Genomic DNA, 16,036 nt, shown 5'->3' on the forward strand with positions numbered 1-16,036 from the left:
TCAATAAATAGGTTCGATGATGCCCGCGACTACATTTTGTTGATGGCTCAGCAATACGTCCCGATCAACCATAGTATGCAGGAGTTGCTGAATGGGGATATTATCCTTGCGGGCAAGGATAACGGCTTCAGAGGCTTTGATAAAACACTCGCTATCGTCAGGGAGTTGTGTCATCAGACCTTGTGCGAGCAATTCATGGCCTTGTCCAACGTTCCAGATAGCCGCATCAATGTGGCCTTTTATGATTTGATTCAAGCATTCATGGTAGGAGACCTCGACCAATTCAATCTCCTTCCCATCAAAGTACTGATTTGTCATTATTTTTTGGTCTGCCGAGGTACTATCTAACCCGACGCGGCGAATAGATTCCATTTCGCCATGACGAAAGATTAGCCTATGCCTGTCTGTATAACTTTGTGTCCCTAGTGAAAGCGCAATATATAGATCTTTATTTTCTGGATGTTGCTCTGCGGCAAGTCTTGATGTTACTGCTAAGTCGTAAACACCACTCAGTAAACATTCAATGCGTATGTCTGAACCCCGCATATGTGCAAAGTAAAAAGGAACCCCAGCACACAATGCTTTCAGACCACTTGCCAGCCCTTCATAAGCGCGGGTATAAGGAAGCGGCATCGCACAGACCACATTGCCGATATCGGCATACTCCAAAAGCAGTTTGTGGTTTATCTGTGCAAGAAAGCTACCATTACGACCTCTACGCTTAATTCCAACCGCCTGTGCTTGTTCGAGAGATTTTAATGCTGACTGCATTAAACCCACGGACAAACCACATTCTTTAGATAATAATTCTATGGTTTTCAGCCGGTTGCCAGATTTTTCTGAGAGGAGGTAACGAGCTAAAAATGCTTGTGCAATCCCCTCTTTTTTAATGAATGCTTGACTCATCATTGCAAGTTTTTATCCGTTCTTATTTATCTTCATAAAATTGAACATAAATCGCAATAAGCGAATTAAAGAAAGCGGATTAAAATCCAAATTACAAAAAAAATGGAAATTTAAAAATTAAATAAGTCTAAATATAACAATATTTTGAATATATATTTTAATTTTGCTCTGAAGATATAAAAATCATCTCTGTGGAAGAATATAAGGGAGATAAGGACATTATCTCTATTTGCCTGCTATATTTTTCTGTCTAGATAGTGATTTTTGCTGTGCTATTTATCACGTTACAGAATAGTTAGCCTATATTTTGCACCTTATTTTTGCATGAATCAATAAAATATCGGGTGTGGATGTTTTATTTAAATATATTAAAAATTAGTTTTTTCTCTCATTGTACTCAATAATTAGAGTTGGATTATTTTAGATTTATATTTTTAACCGCTTATATATAACTAATGGATTTCGAGTTGTATCACGACAGCAAGAGAGAGAAGCCAACATAGCTGAAACTCGAAAGATGATGATTATAAATCAACAGGTTGCCACTTATGAAAATTACCGCTAATCACATTTCGATTGAAGTTGAGGATAGTGGGGGAGAAACGCGCCCAGTCGTTTTGCTTATTATGGGGCTGGGAATGCAACTTATTGATTGGCCGGATGAAATGGTCAGCTTATTGGTAGCGGCGGGTTTTCGTGTGATCCGTTATGACAACCGCGATGCCGGGCTAAGTCAGAGATTTGACCACATTCGGCAGGGTTCTCTTTTTTGGCAAAAAATTCGTTTTTGTTTAGGGCTGCCTGTTCGTGCTGTTTACAGTATACAGGATATGACAGATGACGCGCTGGGCGTGCTTGATGCGTTAAATATTCCACATGCCCATATTATCGGAGCATCAATGGGAGGAATGATCGCGCAAAGGTTCGCGGCAACCTATCCTGAACGATCCACCAGTTTGGTCAGCATTATGAGTTCAAGTGGAGCCAGCTATCTTCCCCGTCCCCAGCCAGAAATTATTGCGGCCTTATTGTCTAAGCCTGATGGCATGAGTGAAGATGAGCTGATTGCCCATCAACTTAAAATCATGGCGATTGTTGTTTCTCCCGCTGAATTATTAGATTTAGATAGAGATAAGTGGCTCCGGCATTTGCGAATGGCTTTGCGTCGCGGCGGATATCATCCCAATGGTTCACTCCGGCAGATATTGGCAATCATGACCGATTCCTGTCGAGCTGACCTTTTGGTTCAAATTCGTTGCCCAACATTGGTTGTGCATGGTGAGGATGATCCTTTGATGCCAATTGCTTGTGGAGAAGATACTGCCAGACGTATTGCTGGCTCAGAGTTTTTACCGATTCCCAAAATGGGGCACAGTTTCCCGCCACAATTTATGCAAGCGATGCATGAGAAGATTATTCCATTTTTGCATGGAATAGGAGGTGTGCACAGAATAGAGAAATAGAGAAAATATCTTTTATTTATAATTTTCTGTTATTTTAAGTTTCTTGACTGGATATTATAATTGATTATACTCATTTTTTTTAATCTCCCATTATAAGATATTTTTTAATCCTAAAAAACCAAAATATCAAGAGAATTCTATGGATGATAACAAATCTAAAGTAATACAAGTCATTATGCATCAAGATATAGATTTTTTACATTATTATAATAATAATTCTGTTTTGGCACATTGTTATATCTTGGGGATTGAAATTAGAATTATTGACGGGCTAAGAGATCTCCGCAATGAAATCAGACAGGAATATCTTACTTATATTAGTTATGCTATTAATAAAATAATTAAAAAAGTGTCTAATTTACCTTCAGTAGTAAAAATCATTAATGTTTATATAGAAAAAATCGGAAGAATTGAAGTCAGATGGCCAGAAATAGAAGATAAAGAAACTTATAATACATTGAAAAATAATAATGTATGGATTAACAGCCCATGCCTTCATATAAATGATAATGCAATTAAACAAGTGAGTAAAATTAAATCTCGTCCACTTTCTTTCGGGTGTTTCAGCTTCAGTAGCTTTAGAAATGAAAATCATATGGGTAAGATTGGAGTTGATACATCCGGCGTTCCGGATCAACTGAATCACGAAGTTAAGGTCAGGTCTAATTTAACCAGAGTTGTTGCTACTATCGTACATGAAATTGGACATATACTTCATGCACAGCAAAAAACATCACACAACAAATTTTGGGAAGGCAGGAAGATGAGTGAGCAAGATAAATATACTATTCCAGCAAGAATTGCTGAAGAAGTGAGTAATTATGTTATACAGAAAAATAATTCTAATGAATTTGTTGCAGAAGTTTTTACTGGTTTAATCTATGGAAAAAAATACAGTAAAGAGGTATTAGAGTATTACAAATATTATTCGGGGCCCGAATTCACTGATGTTGATCTAAAACGTCAGTTTGCTGATATTGAAATAGACCCCAAAAAATTCACTCAATGATTGGACTCCTTAATATATTTATTTTTCTTTCTAAGAAAGTATGTTACGAGTTAAAAACCTATTAAGCATAAGGAGTCAATCGGATAAGTGACGAGCCATGAGATACATTGTGCTTTGCTGTTTTGGAGTGGTAAAGAGAGTGCTACTCTGGAATTTCATTCCTTTTCTGGCATAAAATTTGATGGCAGATGTATTCTGCTCTAAGACGTCTAACCAAAGCCATTTTTGTTTTTTTTCCTGACCGAGTTTTACGATATGTTCAAATAGTTGATCACCGTATTTTTTCCCAGTCTGATTTGGCATCAAATGGAGTTTATGCAAATAGATACCTGTGGAGTTTTTATCAGGAACCTGTTGATTGAGAATAATTTTGCTTAATCCGATGATATTAGGATGCTTTATGCTGGAGTCCATTATGTCTGATCTGATAGCCTGACGGGATTCGGCAATAAACCATTGGTGATCGGGAGTTTCAAGCGAGTTAGATATTTGCTCTATTGAGCATTCTCCCGCAATATATTCGTCTAACTCACCTTGATCGCGCCATAAACCGGAAAAATGAAAACGATAACTTGTTTCAAGTAGCTGAGATAATAGTGCTGCGTCTTTTATTGTTGCTTTCCGGATTGCTAACATTGATACCTCCAAAATTATTTATTGGTAATTAATCAGTTGGAAATGAGTTCATTATCTGACATTTCATTGATTATGTGTTCCCCGACTAGCCATTCTCCATATCCTGCTACATTTTCTTTCTAAATGGGATTGCCAATGGTCTGGCCCGGAATTGGTATATCCCGGTACGATTAAATAGGTTTTTACCGTCATCAATGTATTCCAGAATAACGAATTTTATTCATGCAGAATGGTTTACAGAATATTATCACGACAATTAAAAATTGCACGTTGTATAGCCAGTTCAATTTTATGAAAAATAAGAGAATTAGAATAGAAAATAGGGATGGTTGATTTCGAAACTTAATATGTTTTTGAGGAATATTGATGAGCGATAAAAAACGGCTAAATTAAAAATGGTGATAACAAATTATCACCATTTTTATGCTAACTCAGTCTTATTATTGAGCTGATTTAGTGTTTTGGGCTAACCAGTCAGCCACACGTTGTTTCTGCTCATCTGTGAGCCACATACCCAGTTTGGTGCGGCGCCAGATAGCATCATCCAATTGTCTGACCCATTCATGCTCGACCAGATAGCGCAATTCAGCCTCATATAGCCCATGACCAAAGAACTCACCGAGACCGACCAGCGTGTCTGCGCCTTTCAGAATGATGTTGCTGTTGCTGCCGTAAGTGCGGGCATAACGCAGTGCTACGCCTTCCGGCAACCACTTATAACGCTGACGCAGCAGACGGGCGTAACCATCACGGTCATGGCCTTCCAACTCACCACCCGGCAACTGACCATTTTTAGTCCATGCCTTGCCTGCGTTTGGATAGTACTGTGTCAGTTTTTCCAGAGCGTGTTCAGCCAGTTTACGATAAGTTGTCAGTTTGCCACCGAATACGGACAGCAATGGTGCCTGACCTTCGTCATCCTGCACGTCCAGCGTATAATCGCGGGTAATTGCTTGTGGAGAATCGGATTCATCGTCACACAATGGGCGAACGCCTGAGTAAGTCCAGACAACATCATCACGACCCAACTGCTTTTTGAAGTGGTCATTATAAACTTTCAGCAAATAATCGATCTCTTGATCGACTATTTTGACTTCTTTTGGATCGCCTTTGTATTCAACATCGGTTGTGCCGATGATAGAGAAATCGCCATTCCATGGGATGACAAACACAATACGATTATCTTCATTTTGCAGAATATAAGCCTGCGGTTCATCGTGAACACGAGGAACAACGATATGGCTGCCTTTGATTAGGCGAATACCATAAGGTGATTTCAGTTGCAGCCCGTTATCGAAGAAATTTTTCACCCACGGGCCGGTTGCGTTGACCAGGCCTTTCGCGCGCCATGTGTTGACTTCCCCAGTCGCCAGGTCTTTGGTCTCAACCGTCCAGTAACCATCTTCACGCCATGCGCGTGTGACTTGAGTGCGGGTACGCACTTCGCCGCCGTGTTTTTGCACTTCTTGCGCGTTCAGAACCACCAGACGTGCATCATCAACCCAACAATCGGAATATTCAAAGCCACGGGAGATAGACGGTTTCAATACTGAATTTGCACCGAATTTCAGTCCTTTGCTGCCCGGTAAGCTAACGCGTTTGCCTAAGTTATCGTACAGGAACAAACCAATGCGGATCATCCATGCTGGACGCAGGTGCGGCTGGTGTGGCAGGCGAAAACGCATTGGGAATGCAATATGGGGAGCCAGCTTCAAGAGAACTTCACGTTCTGCCAGTGCTTCACTGACCAGACGGAATTCATAATGTTCCAGATAGCGCAAGCCACCGTGAATCAGTTTGGAACTGGCAGACGAAGTCGCGCTGGCCAAATCTTGACCTTCCAACAGCAGGACAGAAAGTCCTCGGCCAGCAGCATCTGCTGCAATACCAGCGCCGTTAATTCCGCCGCCGATGATAATCAAGTCTTTGGTTTCCATTGCATACCCTCTGAAATGTTCGAAACAGTTCTTTAATGTTCGTTTTCGCTCAGGGATTGTAATCAAAAATCCATCAATCGCCAACTATTAACTCAGAAAAAACATACTCATGTGATATAGATAACAAATTTGTATCGTATTCATAAGATTAATAAGGATTTTACAGGATACAAATCTGAAGGACATTTACAGGAAGGAGATGACAGAAGGGAGAGCCGAGAACCCCACCCATATTTCAGGTGGGGAGCGCCTGTTAACAAAAGATAATTAGCACAGTTCCAGCTTGACGCTATGTTGTTCGATGATTTTCTGGACATTTGGCGGCGGGGCTTTATCCGTGAACAAGAAATCAATCAGGTTCATATTTCCGAGATTAACCATGGCACTGCGACCAAATTTCGAATGGTCGGCAACCAGCATGACGCAGCGGGAGTTCTCAATAATGGCGCGCTTGGTACGGACTTCGTGGTAATCGAATTCCAGCAGGGAGCCATCGCTATCAATGCCACTGATCCCAAGAATGCCGAAATCAAGGCGGAATTGAGAGATAAAATCCAGTGTCGCTTCGCCGATGATGCCACCATCACGGGAGCGAACTTCACCACCCGCCAAAATCAGGCGAAAATCTTCTTTACCCATGAACAGAGTTGCAACGTTGAGATTATTGGTAACAATCCGTAAATCGCGATGATTGAGCAGTGCATGTGCTACGGCTTCTGGGGTTGTTCCGATATCAATGAACAAGGTTGCACCGTTTGGGATTTGAGTGGCAACCTGCTGCGCAATACGGGCTTTTTCATCTGACCACAGAATTTTACGGTCATGATAGGCGGTATTAACTGAGCTGGAGGGTAATGCTGCACCGCCGTGATGGCGTTGGATTTTATTTTTATCTGCCAGATCATTCAAATCACGTCGAATGGTTTGCGGGCTGACATCAAAATATTCAACCAGCTCTTCAGTGCTGACATAACCTTGAAGGCGCACCAGCTCGATTATTGCATCATGTCGCTGAGTTTGCTTCACGAAATTCCCCTAATGGTTTGCATAGATGGATTATATTCCTTCATCTTCCAAGTTGCTGCTTTGTGGATATGCTCACTTACTTCAGTTACACAGGTGGCCATGCTCTTGGGGATCAGTTCCCTTGCCGTTGCGCTACAACTTGAAATCTATTAGGTATAGTTGACCAAAATTATTTGGAATATTCTTGATTTTTTTGTTTACGTAAATTATCCCACAGGCCCATTAATAACCCGATGATTAACCCTGAAACATGGGCGGCATTGGCGATGTTTAATGAAAATACATCGGAATAGCCAACCAATAACCAGATGACAGAGATAGCGATTAACCCTCTGGGAATGCTGATTCCACGCTTGGGTGAAATTTCACCAGTCAGCCAAACATACCCGATTAGTGCGTAGACCACACCAGAAAGTCCTCCGAAATGAGAACCGCTGAACAATGATTGTGCCCATCCACTGAAAAACGCAGAAACCATTGTTATTTCAAAGAGTTTTCCGGCGCTGATCTTTCTCTCTACCTGACTGCCGAGATACCACCACAACACAAGATTAAAGAGAAGATGTGTGAGTGAGAAATGCAGTAAGGCGTGGCTGACCCAGCGCCATAATTCCAGATGTTGATCACCGTTAGGCCATGCCAGCCAATTCATGACATCGGGTGTGCCGGCAATCTGTATCCAGAGGTAAACGAGGGTGCAAATTGAGGTTATGGCAATGGTCAGGGGACCAGACTGGTTTTTGAGGGTACTCCAGTTCAAGTTGTTGCGATATTTAAAGAGAGTGCCTGATTTGCCCGTTTGCCAGCTGGCTTCCTGATAGCGTTCATGGAGTGGATCGCGGACAAAGTGGCGAAGCTCCTGCTCAACCAGACTTAACTGGCTATCATCTTCCAGCCATAGTTCAACCAGCGAGGGTTCACTGGTGGGCTGCATGGTCAAATGAATGTCCTGCATTGCCATATAATCAATAAAAGCCTGAGCCAGTCGAGGATTGGATATTGAGGTTACGTGGATCATGACTCGTCTTATCTCTGCCTTAAGTTGAAGTTAATCGCACAGGGGCTAATCGCATTGAAATTAGTATTCGTGTGCTAAAGGTTCATAGGGTATGGACAGCTTGAGGGTAGTTCTTCTGCCAGACGTCAAAACCCCCATTGACACTGTAAACGGTTTCAAAACCCATATTGATAAGATATTGTGCAGCGCCTTGGCTGCTATGGCCGTGATAGCACATCACCATGACTGGTTGGTCAAAATCCGCTTCCTGCAAGAAGTTATTGAGTGTCTCGTTAGTCAGATGAAATGCACCTGTTGCATGCCCGGCACGAAAACTTTGTGGATCACGGATATCCACCATGAGAGCGGTTTTATCAAGCCAATACTGGTAAGCCTGATCAGGGTTTATCGTTTGAAAATGGTCCATAAATACTCAATGTAGTTTCTAATATTTCTTTTCCAATATATTCGTTTCTTAATAGTCGTCTGGTATGACCTGATTGCCTTCCCAATGTTTACATTGGAAAGGCTCAGAAATGAGGGTGGAAAGTGTTATACACTTCGTCTTTCAAACTGCTTCTTTGTTGGCTGCGCTCGCTCACCCTGGTCACATAGTTATCTATGTTCCCGGGGATTCGCTCCCTTGTCGCCGCGATGCAACTTGAAATCCATTGTGTATAGAAACAGAAAAATAATCAGTAATACGAGTGTTCACCACGCTGATGTTCAGTCAGGTCTTTCACTCCCTTCAATTCAGGGAAGATCTGTAGCAACTGCTTTTCAATCCCTTCCTTAAGAGTAACATCGACCATTGAACAGCCATTACAGCCACCGCCGAATTGCAGAATGGCATAACCTTCATCGGTGATCTCCATCAGGCTGACCTTGCCACCATGTCCGGCGAGTTGCGGATTAATCTGCGATTGCAGAACATACTCAACGCGCTCAATCAGTGGGGCATCATCGGTCACTTTGCGCATTTTGGCGTTAGGGGCCTTCAGGGTCAGTTGGGAGCCAAGTTGATCGGTCACAAAATCAATGACCGCTTCTTCCAGGTAAGGTTCGCTGATTTCATCAACATAGGCGGACAGTTGATCAAATTTCAGTTCGGTATCAGTGGCTTCAACAGCATCTGGTGGGCAATAGGAAACACCACATTCTGCGGTCGGCGTTCCCGGATTAATGACAAAAACGCGGATCTGTGTGCCCGGTTCTTGATTTGCCAGTAGCTTGGCAAAGTGCGCTTGCGCTGCTTCAGTAATATTAATCATGTCATTTGCTCAATAGTTGACTGTTCTAGTTGGTTATAATACGCCCATTTATAAAGGAACTACAAGGTTCGGCATATAGCCCAGGCCTGTACGGAGCGGGCACCCGCACGAATCAACAATTGTGAGGCTTCATGCAGCGTTGTGCCCGTGGTGATCACATCATCGAAAATCGCGACATGCTTATCGATAAAATCGCCCTGCAATAGAAAGGCATGCTTAAGATTGGTTTTCCTTTGGGCGGCAGATAAGCCCCGCTGCGTGAGTGTAGCACGTGAACGTTGCAAAAGGTCGGGCTGATACGGGCATTGTAGCCAGCGGGACAGGGGATGGGCCATTAACGCAATGTGATCGAACCCCCGTTGCCAGCGTTTTTTTCTGTGCGGAGGAATGCTCAGTATGCTATCTGGTTTATGCCAGCGACCCTCACGATAGCCTTGCAGCCAGTGCAACAAGAACAGGCGGGCCAGCGCTGTCGCAAGTTGCGGGGTATTTTGGTACTTATAGCGGTGGATAAGTTGGCTTAGCGGTGGGGCATAGTCCGTAATGGCGATAAGTTGCTGCCACGGAGGGGGATGCTTGAGGCAACGTCCACAGGGAATCCCTTTGGATTCCGAAGGCTGGGCACAACGCGGGCAGACATTTTGCAGCCGCTTTAATTGCTGATGGCACACATGGCAGATTCCATGATGGGCAAAATACAAATTTTGATGGCATAGCCAACAGTATCCAACCATTGTTAGCATAGTTCCCTTCCTTGGCGACAAATAAGATGAGAATAACAATGGGACAGTTGTTTTGGCAGACAATCGGTGATGCTCCTTGCGATCTTGTGATGCTGCACGGATGGGGATTAAATGCAGAGGTTTGGCGTTCAGTAGAAATGCGATTGACTTCGCATTTCCGTTTGCATCTGGTGGATTTACCTGGATATGGGCGCAGCCAATCATATTCGGCCATGTCATTGGCGGAAATGGCGGATATTGTATGGCAGAAGGCACCAGAGAATGCGCTGTGGTTAGGATGGTCTTTGGGGGGATTGGTGGCGAGCAGGATTGCCCTGGATCATCCCGAACAAATTGCAGGCTTGGTGACTGTGGCATCTTCACCAAAATTCAGCTCTGATGCAGAGTGGCCGGGCATTAAACCTGAAGTATTGGGTGCCTTTGAGTATCAATTGAGCGCCGATTTCCAGAAAACAGTCGAACGTTTTCTGGCATTGCAGACATTGGGAACAGAGAGTGCTCGTCAGGATGCCCGTATATTGAAATCAGTGATACTGAATCAGCCGATGCCGGCGGTGGAGGTACTCAATGCGGGTTTGGAAATTTTGCGTACTGATGATTTAAGGGCTGAATTATCGTATCTTCAATTACCTTTCTTGCGTCTTTATGGCTATCTTGATGGCCTTGTGCCACGCAAAATTGCAGAACGGCTTGATAGTGAGTGGCCGAATACGCATTCCGTGATTATGCGTCATGCGGCCCATGCGCCTTTTATTTCTCATCCTGATGAGTTTATCGAAGTATTAACAAATTTTACTGCCAGTATGAGAATATAATTGCGAGTAATTATTTATAAGATTAAATTACCCATAACCTTAAACTGTTATGGGTAATAAGCGAATTTATTTGTCAGTATAAATTTCAGTTACAATTTCTGGCATATTAACGATGGTATCGAGAACAGGGCAGTTGCTTTCGACAAAATCAATAAAGTCGTGAATCTCCTGTTCAGTGTTGTCTGCCTTAATATAAAATTTTGAGGTAATTTTGGAAAAGCCCATTTTGGCGTTTTTATTTCTGCCAGTAAAGCCATCGGTATCCAGTTCTCCTTCCATTTTGACCTGAATATCGATCAAATTGATTTTATGCTTGCGGGCAAAACTTTTTGCCACAATACACTGGCAGGCACCAAAAGCAGAAAGTAATGCTTCTACAGGATTCATCGCTTCATCAGTGCCACCCAGACTTTTAGGCTCGTCTACGTGAAAGGTAAAATCCCGCGATGAACATTTCATTTTGAGACGGCCCACTGACTCTATTGTTGCAGTAAATAACTCTTTAGGCATGTTACTATCCTCAGGTTATTAATATTGATAAATAGCACATCAGATAATAATAAAATGATTTTTATTTTTCAATTTTTGAGTGATGAATAAATTTGACCTTCATTGTTCTATTTTTTGTTTAACATTGAATGAGGTATTTTTAGCCAATTCATGATTTACATTGATTGTCTGAATGTAAATCATGTTATTTTTTTGATGATAAGGAATTTGATGTAGAAATTAAAATAAATAAGGCACATATAATATTTATAGCATTTATCACAGTTTTTCTGACGCAATTAGGTATTTCAATGTATTTATCGGCATGGGCACATTAATGCTGGTTTGGGGGAGTTTAAGTGAAAAATATCGGAGAAAAAAAGTAATTTTATTGTGGAAATTGTGGAAATTGTGGAAATTCGGGCAGAGTTGTGTCTCCGGTCGTCAGGTAAAAGCAGGCAATACCTTAATTTTTGACTGCCAATTGGTACACTTTAGTTTCGCATTTCTGCGTTTCCGGGCAGTGCTTGCAGCCACCGCTGAGGCAGGAGGAAGCGTCCACTTCCTCCAGTTTACCCATCATGACAAGCTGCTTGAGCATGGCTTCCACCATCGGCAGCGGTGCTGAAAACTGATGGCTCAATGACCTTGCATCAGTACGCCCACTGAGGACAACAGCATCTCTGATTTTCAGCAGACTAATCATCCATGGCTCCTATACAATTAGTGGCAGCTGTCGTTTGAGCATTCGCAGCTACGCCCTGCGGTGTTATTGAACTTTACGGTGACTTTACGGCGTGCACGCCGTAAGCCAATAAAGATCATAATGTTAAATAAAACCACGGCCAAAATGGTAATGAGGCTCTTTTCAGGATGCGCTGAAAACATAGTGATCTGATAAAACAGCGCAGCCAGTGAGTAAGCAACATTCAATCCCCACAGAATGGAGAAATTCATCCAGCCACGGCTGGTTTCACGGGCAATGGCTCCCATGACGGAAACACAAGGGACGTACAGCAGTACAAAAATCAGGTAACTATAAGCGGAGATGGCAGAGCCAAACTTAGCACTCATTGTTCCCATGGTACTGCGATCCATATCTCCATCACCTTTGCTGGCCTCAATCGGATTGGAAAGTGCACTCAGGGTAAAGGTCTCTTTCAGACTGCCCCATGTTTCCGCTACGGAATCTTCCAATTGATCCAGTAAGTTGAATTCCTCCGGATTAAATGGCTGTTTAGTAATGTTTTCTGCGGTATACAGGGTGTTCAGGGTGCCAACCACCACTTCTTTTGCCATTGCTCCAGTTACAAGCCCGACGGTTGCTTGCCAGTTATCGGGATGTACACCGATGGGTTCCAATACTGGTGTAATCACTTTACTCACTGAGGCTAGTGCTGATTCGTTGACATTATCCACCGTCTTACCAGAGAAAGAGAAACTGTTCAGGGCACCAATAAACATACTTGCTGCGACAATGACTTTACCCGCACGTATCACAAAGCCTTTCAGACGTTGCCAGGTCTGGAGCAACAAAGTCTTGGCATGAGGCACATGGTAGACCGGCAGTTCCATGATAAATGGCGATGCTTCACCACGCATCAGGGTATGTTTGAGGAGAAGCCCGGTCAGAATGGCGACAACAATTCCTAACATATACAGTGAGAACACAATACTCGCACCGCTTTTTCCGAAGAAAGCCGCAGCAAAAACTGCGAAGATAGCCAGCCTTGCACCACAGGACATAAACGGAGCCATCATGATGGTAATCAAACGTTCGCGCGGGGCATCCAGAGTTCTTGAACCCATCACGGCGGGAACGTTACAGCCAAAGCCGACGATTAAGGGCACAAAAGATTTCCCCGGCAACCCGATTGCCTGCATCAGCCTGTCCATGACAAACGCTGCTCGTGCCATATAGCCAGAGTCTTCAAGGAAGGAGAGGAACAGGTACATCATGCCAATTTGGGGAACCAGTGGCAGCATCGTATTGATACCCCCGCCGATGCCTTGGGCGAGGAAAACGGTCAACCAATTCGGGAAATGAAGTGTATAGCCCAGCCATTGCATTCCATCAATGAAAATAGCGGAAGATGCTCCGTCGAAGATGGGCTGTAAGGCTCCTCCAATATTGATGGCAAGTACAAACATCAGATACATGATAAACAGAAAGATGGGAAGACCCAGCCAGCGATTCAGTATTACAGAGTCTAACACTCGGGTCAGTTTGTTTGGTGTCGCTGTGCGGGTATCAATGACGGACAAACAAATTTCGTTAATCGCTTCATAGCGGGCACCCGCAATGATCAGGTCTGGTTCTGCAATCTGTTGTTGCAACCGGATCTTGCTTTCAGCCTGATTTGCCGGAGTCAGTCCTGAAATTTCAAGACCATAAATATCGCCTTCCAGTATTTGCAAAGCGAGCCAGCGGCGTTGCTGTAGGTTGAATTTGTCTGCAATCTGGTCGGAAAGGAGGGCGATCTCCTGCAATAATGCATCGGGAAATTTGACCTGCACCGGATTAGATTTTTGCGGATAATTATCGATGGTTTTTTTTAGTACATCGATCCCTGTGGCACGGGTAGAAACCAGTGGTATAACTGGGCAACCAAGGCGTTGCTCCAATGCCGCGACATCAATATTGATGTGCTGGTTTTGGGCGATATCCAGCATATTCAGCGCAATGATGCAGGGAACGCCCAGCTCAATCAATTGAAGTGAAAGATAAAGGTTTCGCTCTAGATTCGATGCATCAACTACATTGATTAACATATCAGCTTCGCCACTAAGAATGTAGTGGCAGGCAATCTGTTCATCAATGGAGGTCTGTTCCGAAATTGTTGTGAGAGAATAGGTTCCGGGGAGATCGACAAGTTCGACTTGATGGTCATGGGTGGTAAAGTGGCCTGTTTTGCGTTCTACCGTGACACCGGCCCAGTTCCCTACCCGTTGTCGCGAGCCTGTGAGTTGATTAAAAAGCGTTGTTTTGCCGGCATTGGGGTTACCGATCAGACCTATGGTTAATTGTTTCATCATACTTTCTGCCTATCAGGAGGCGATACTTCTGTATCCGGTTATGTGAGATGAGAGAAGTGAGTAAGCCGGGGCTGTTTTGAACCCGGTTTATACTTTACCCTGAGCCTCGCTAGTCCAGAGCTTCATCTAACATAAGTAATTCTAAATCTTGTTTACGAAGAGCAAGATTAGATTTGGTTGTTTCGACCTGTATTGGGTCGCCCAACGGGGCGATGCGAATAACTTTAAATGTTGCTCCGGGCAGGACACCGATTGACAACAATTTTTGTCGATAAGCCGGATTAATATCTGGAGAAAATCCCAGAATTTTATATCTGCGCTCTGGAATAAATGACATATAACTCTCCGTTAAAACTGAAAAGAGAAGTGATTATAAGAATTATTATCCTCAATAAAGGGAAATTCACAAGAAAAAATTATGGCGGTGATTATTAATTAAGATTATTAATGATAATAATAGGCAATATCAATACGAGTTATTTATCACTGAATTGACATGAAACAAATTGATATTAATCAAATTAATGGTGATTTTTTGAAAATAAATGACGATGTTCAGTGTCTAATAAATTTCGGAAAATTCATTTTATGGATAAGTAATTAGAATTGATAACAGGGTATGGGGGAGGATCTATTGCTGCAACAAGCCCCGAATAATAAACGGAGCTTGTTGATTTTTATTTTTTCATTAATTTATTGAATGGTTTTTTATTTTCACTGGCGATTTATCTGTCATTGAATTTTCGCAGATGAAAGCAACTCGCTCAGTGGCACCTGAACACGATCATCATCTTGATTCTGGCTCCAAGCATCCGAATCGTATACCCACCAGGCCTGAATTTCCAACTCATAGAAACGGCGGGGTGCATTGCCTTGATAATCGCTGATAGGACGGGCTTTTTTCTTCCTGATATTTTCATCGGGATAGGTTTTCAGGAAGAAGTAATCATAGGTTTCCTGTAACTGCCCGTCAGAAATTTGGCGGGCATAGCCAATGAACTGAGAACCAGCCAGATCCAACGATGAATCAGGCAGAACCTGGCTACTGTATATTGTCCCGCTTACACGGGGACTGTTATACAGTTCCCGTGAATGTCGAGTCTCTTGTTTTGAATACCAGATCAGCGTCAATGGATTATATTTGGGAATATAAAATATCGTTGATGACCAGACTGAGTCTGCATCCGGATCATGAGTGGAAAGATTAAAGAAACGGATATTGCTGAGTAAGTCAAAACTGTTTTGGATGTATTTTTTCATGTTTTCCTCTACAGTGTTAAGTTGTTCTTTATATCCTTTATTTTTCAAATGACTATTGAATTACCTGCAATTTGAAATTTATTGGATGTAGAACATATTGGTTTTTCAGTTGATAATGTTTTATTACATTCAATAAGTTATGGTTTCATGGAATTTATTGCGGAATGAATTATACGAAGTATTAGTGAGAATAGGCACCTGCTATAACCCATTTAAATTTGTAATGTTATAAATAAATAGGTTCATCATTATGAATATTATGGTTTTTATTGAAGATAATTCTGACGAAATTTAAGTTTTCTTTATGTCATAATTAGTTAATCACTCCAATCACCGTTTTTATAAATATACGATTATCTATGTGACCGGGGTGAGTGAGCGCAGCCAACAAAGCTGCAACTTGAAAGACGACAGGTATAAGCGCTGTTTCTTGAGATCTATCGGGCAC

17 protein-coding genes are annotated in these 16,036 nt (G+C 42.5%); 3 read left to right on the forward strand and 14 right to left on the reverse strand.

The features are described from left to right. Positions 1 to 909: a GntR family transcriptional regulator YhfZ gene (gene yhfZ / locus AACQ81_RS17745; RefSeq protein ID WP_237385760.1), complete on the reverse strand. Its 909-nt coding sequence runs from the start codon at positions 907 to 909 to the stop codon at positions 1 to 3. A gap of 545 nt (positions 910 to 1,454) precedes the next feature. Here yhfZ and AACQ81_RS17750 point away from each other — a divergent pair. Together AACQ81_RS17750 and AACQ81_RS17755 are read left to right on the forward strand one after the other, a co-directional pair. Continuing rightward, entirely contained in the window at positions 1,455 to 2,369 is a 915-nt protein-coding gene (locus tag AACQ81_RS17750; RefSeq protein WP_237385761.1) for an alpha/beta fold hydrolase, read from the forward strand. Positions 2,370 to 2,508: 139 nt separating this feature from the next. After that, positions 2,509 to 3,378, forward strand: coding sequence for a hypothetical protein (locus tag AACQ81_RS17755; protein ID WP_237385762.1), 870 nt, complete (start codon positions 2,509 to 2,511; stop codon positions 3,376 to 3,378). Positions 3,379 to 3,453: 75 nt separating this feature from the next. On the opposite strand, the gene AACQ81_RS17760 is transcribed toward AACQ81_RS17755, so the two are convergent. From AACQ81_RS17760 to gntX, 8 genes are all read right to left on the reverse strand, one after another. Then, positions 3,454 to 4,014: a GNAT family N-acetyltransferase gene (locus AACQ81_RS17760; RefSeq protein WP_237385763.1), complete on the reverse strand. Its 561-nt coding sequence runs from the start codon at positions 4,012 to 4,014 to the stop codon at positions 3,454 to 3,456. A gap of 63 nt (positions 4,015 to 4,077) precedes the next feature. Continuing rightward, the gene (locus AACQ81_RS17765) at positions 4,078 to 4,206 is read right to left on the reverse strand and encodes an alpha/beta hydrolase (protein ID WP_237385764.1); all 129 of its coding nucleotides are present in this window, start codon (positions 4,204 to 4,206) and stop codon (positions 4,078 to 4,080) included. Between the two features lie 248 nt (positions 4,207 to 4,454). Next, positions 4,455 to 5,951, reverse strand: a complete 1,497-nt coding sequence (glpD, locus tag AACQ81_RS17770) for a glycerol-3-phosphate dehydrogenase (protein WP_237385765.1) — start codon at positions 5,949 to 5,951, stop codon at positions 4,455 to 4,457. Between the two features lie 267 nt (positions 5,952 to 6,218). After that, entirely contained in the window at positions 6,219 to 6,977 is a 759-nt protein-coding gene (locus AACQ81_RS17775; RefSeq protein ID WP_237385766.1) for a DeoR/GlpR family transcriptional regulator, read from the reverse strand. A gap of 169 nt (positions 6,978 to 7,146) precedes the next feature. After that, positions 7,147 to 7,995 (reverse strand): rhomboid family intramembrane serine protease GlpG, encoded by an 849-nt coding sequence (gene glpG, locus AACQ81_RS17780; RefSeq protein WP_237385767.1) that lies wholly within the window; start codon positions 7,993 to 7,995, stop codon positions 7,147 to 7,149. Positions 7,996 to 8,077: 82 nt separating this feature from the next. Beyond that, entirely contained in the window at positions 8,078 to 8,401 is a 324-nt protein-coding gene (gene glpE, locus AACQ81_RS17785; protein WP_237385768.1) for a thiosulfate sulfurtransferase GlpE, read from the reverse strand. A gap of 268 nt (positions 8,402 to 8,669) precedes the next feature. After that, positions 8,670 to 9,245: a Fe-S biogenesis protein NfuA gene (gene nfuA / locus AACQ81_RS17790; RefSeq protein ID WP_237385769.1), complete on the reverse strand. Its 576-nt coding sequence runs from the start codon at positions 9,243 to 9,245 to the stop codon at positions 8,670 to 8,672. Positions 9,246 to 9,304: 59 nt separating this feature from the next. Continuing rightward, the gene (gene gntX, locus AACQ81_RS17795) at positions 9,305 to 9,988 is read right to left on the reverse strand and encodes a DNA utilization protein GntX (RefSeq protein WP_237385770.1); all 684 of its coding nucleotides are present in this window, start codon (positions 9,986 to 9,988) and stop codon (positions 9,305 to 9,307) included. A gap of 38 nt (positions 9,989 to 10,026) precedes the next feature. Between gntX and bioH the strand changes: the two genes are divergently transcribed. Further along, on the forward strand, positions 10,027 to 10,803 hold the full coding sequence (gene bioH / locus AACQ81_RS17800; protein WP_237385771.1) for a pimeloyl-ACP methyl ester esterase BioH: 777 nt from the start codon (positions 10,027 to 10,029) through the stop codon (positions 10,801 to 10,803). A 66-nt stretch (positions 10,804 to 10,869) separates the two neighbouring features. Here the strand turns inward: bioH and AACQ81_RS17805 are convergent, their stop codons facing one another. The 5 genes from AACQ81_RS17805 to AACQ81_RS17825 form a co-directional block, all read right to left on the reverse strand. After that, positions 10,870 to 11,313: an OsmC family protein gene (locus AACQ81_RS17805; RefSeq protein WP_237385773.1), complete on the reverse strand. Its 444-nt coding sequence runs from the start codon at positions 11,311 to 11,313 to the stop codon at positions 10,870 to 10,872. Between the two features lie 445 nt (positions 11,314 to 11,758). Further along, on the reverse strand, positions 11,759 to 11,998 hold the full coding sequence (locus AACQ81_RS17810; protein ID WP_237385774.1) for a FeoC-like transcriptional regulator: 240 nt from the start codon (positions 11,996 to 11,998) through the stop codon (positions 11,759 to 11,761). Positions 11,999 to 12,015: 17 nt separating this feature from the next. Next, positions 12,016 to 14,325, reverse strand: a complete 2,310-nt coding sequence (feoB, locus tag AACQ81_RS17815; RefSeq protein WP_237385804.1) for a Fe(2+) transporter permease subunit FeoB — start codon at positions 14,323 to 14,325, stop codon at positions 12,016 to 12,018. 112 nt (positions 14,326 to 14,437) lie between these two features. Beyond that, a complete protein-coding gene (feoA, locus tag AACQ81_RS17820; protein ID WP_237385775.1) occupies positions 14,438 to 14,665 on the reverse strand; it encodes a ferrous iron transporter A in 228 nt (75 codons plus the stop codon). A 395-nt stretch (positions 14,666 to 15,060) separates the two neighbouring features. After that, the gene (locus AACQ81_RS17825) at positions 15,061 to 15,588 is read right to left on the reverse strand and encodes a pyridoxamine 5'-phosphate oxidase family protein (RefSeq protein ID WP_237385776.1); all 528 of its coding nucleotides are present in this window, start codon (positions 15,586 to 15,588) and stop codon (positions 15,061 to 15,063) included. Positions 15,589 to 16,036 lie beyond the last annotated feature (448 nt).

The organism is Xenorhabdus sp. Sc-CR9 (genome assembly GCF_963897815.1).
Taxonomy (GTDB): Bacteria; Pseudomonadota; Gammaproteobacteria; order Enterobacterales; family Enterobacteriaceae; genus Xenorhabdus.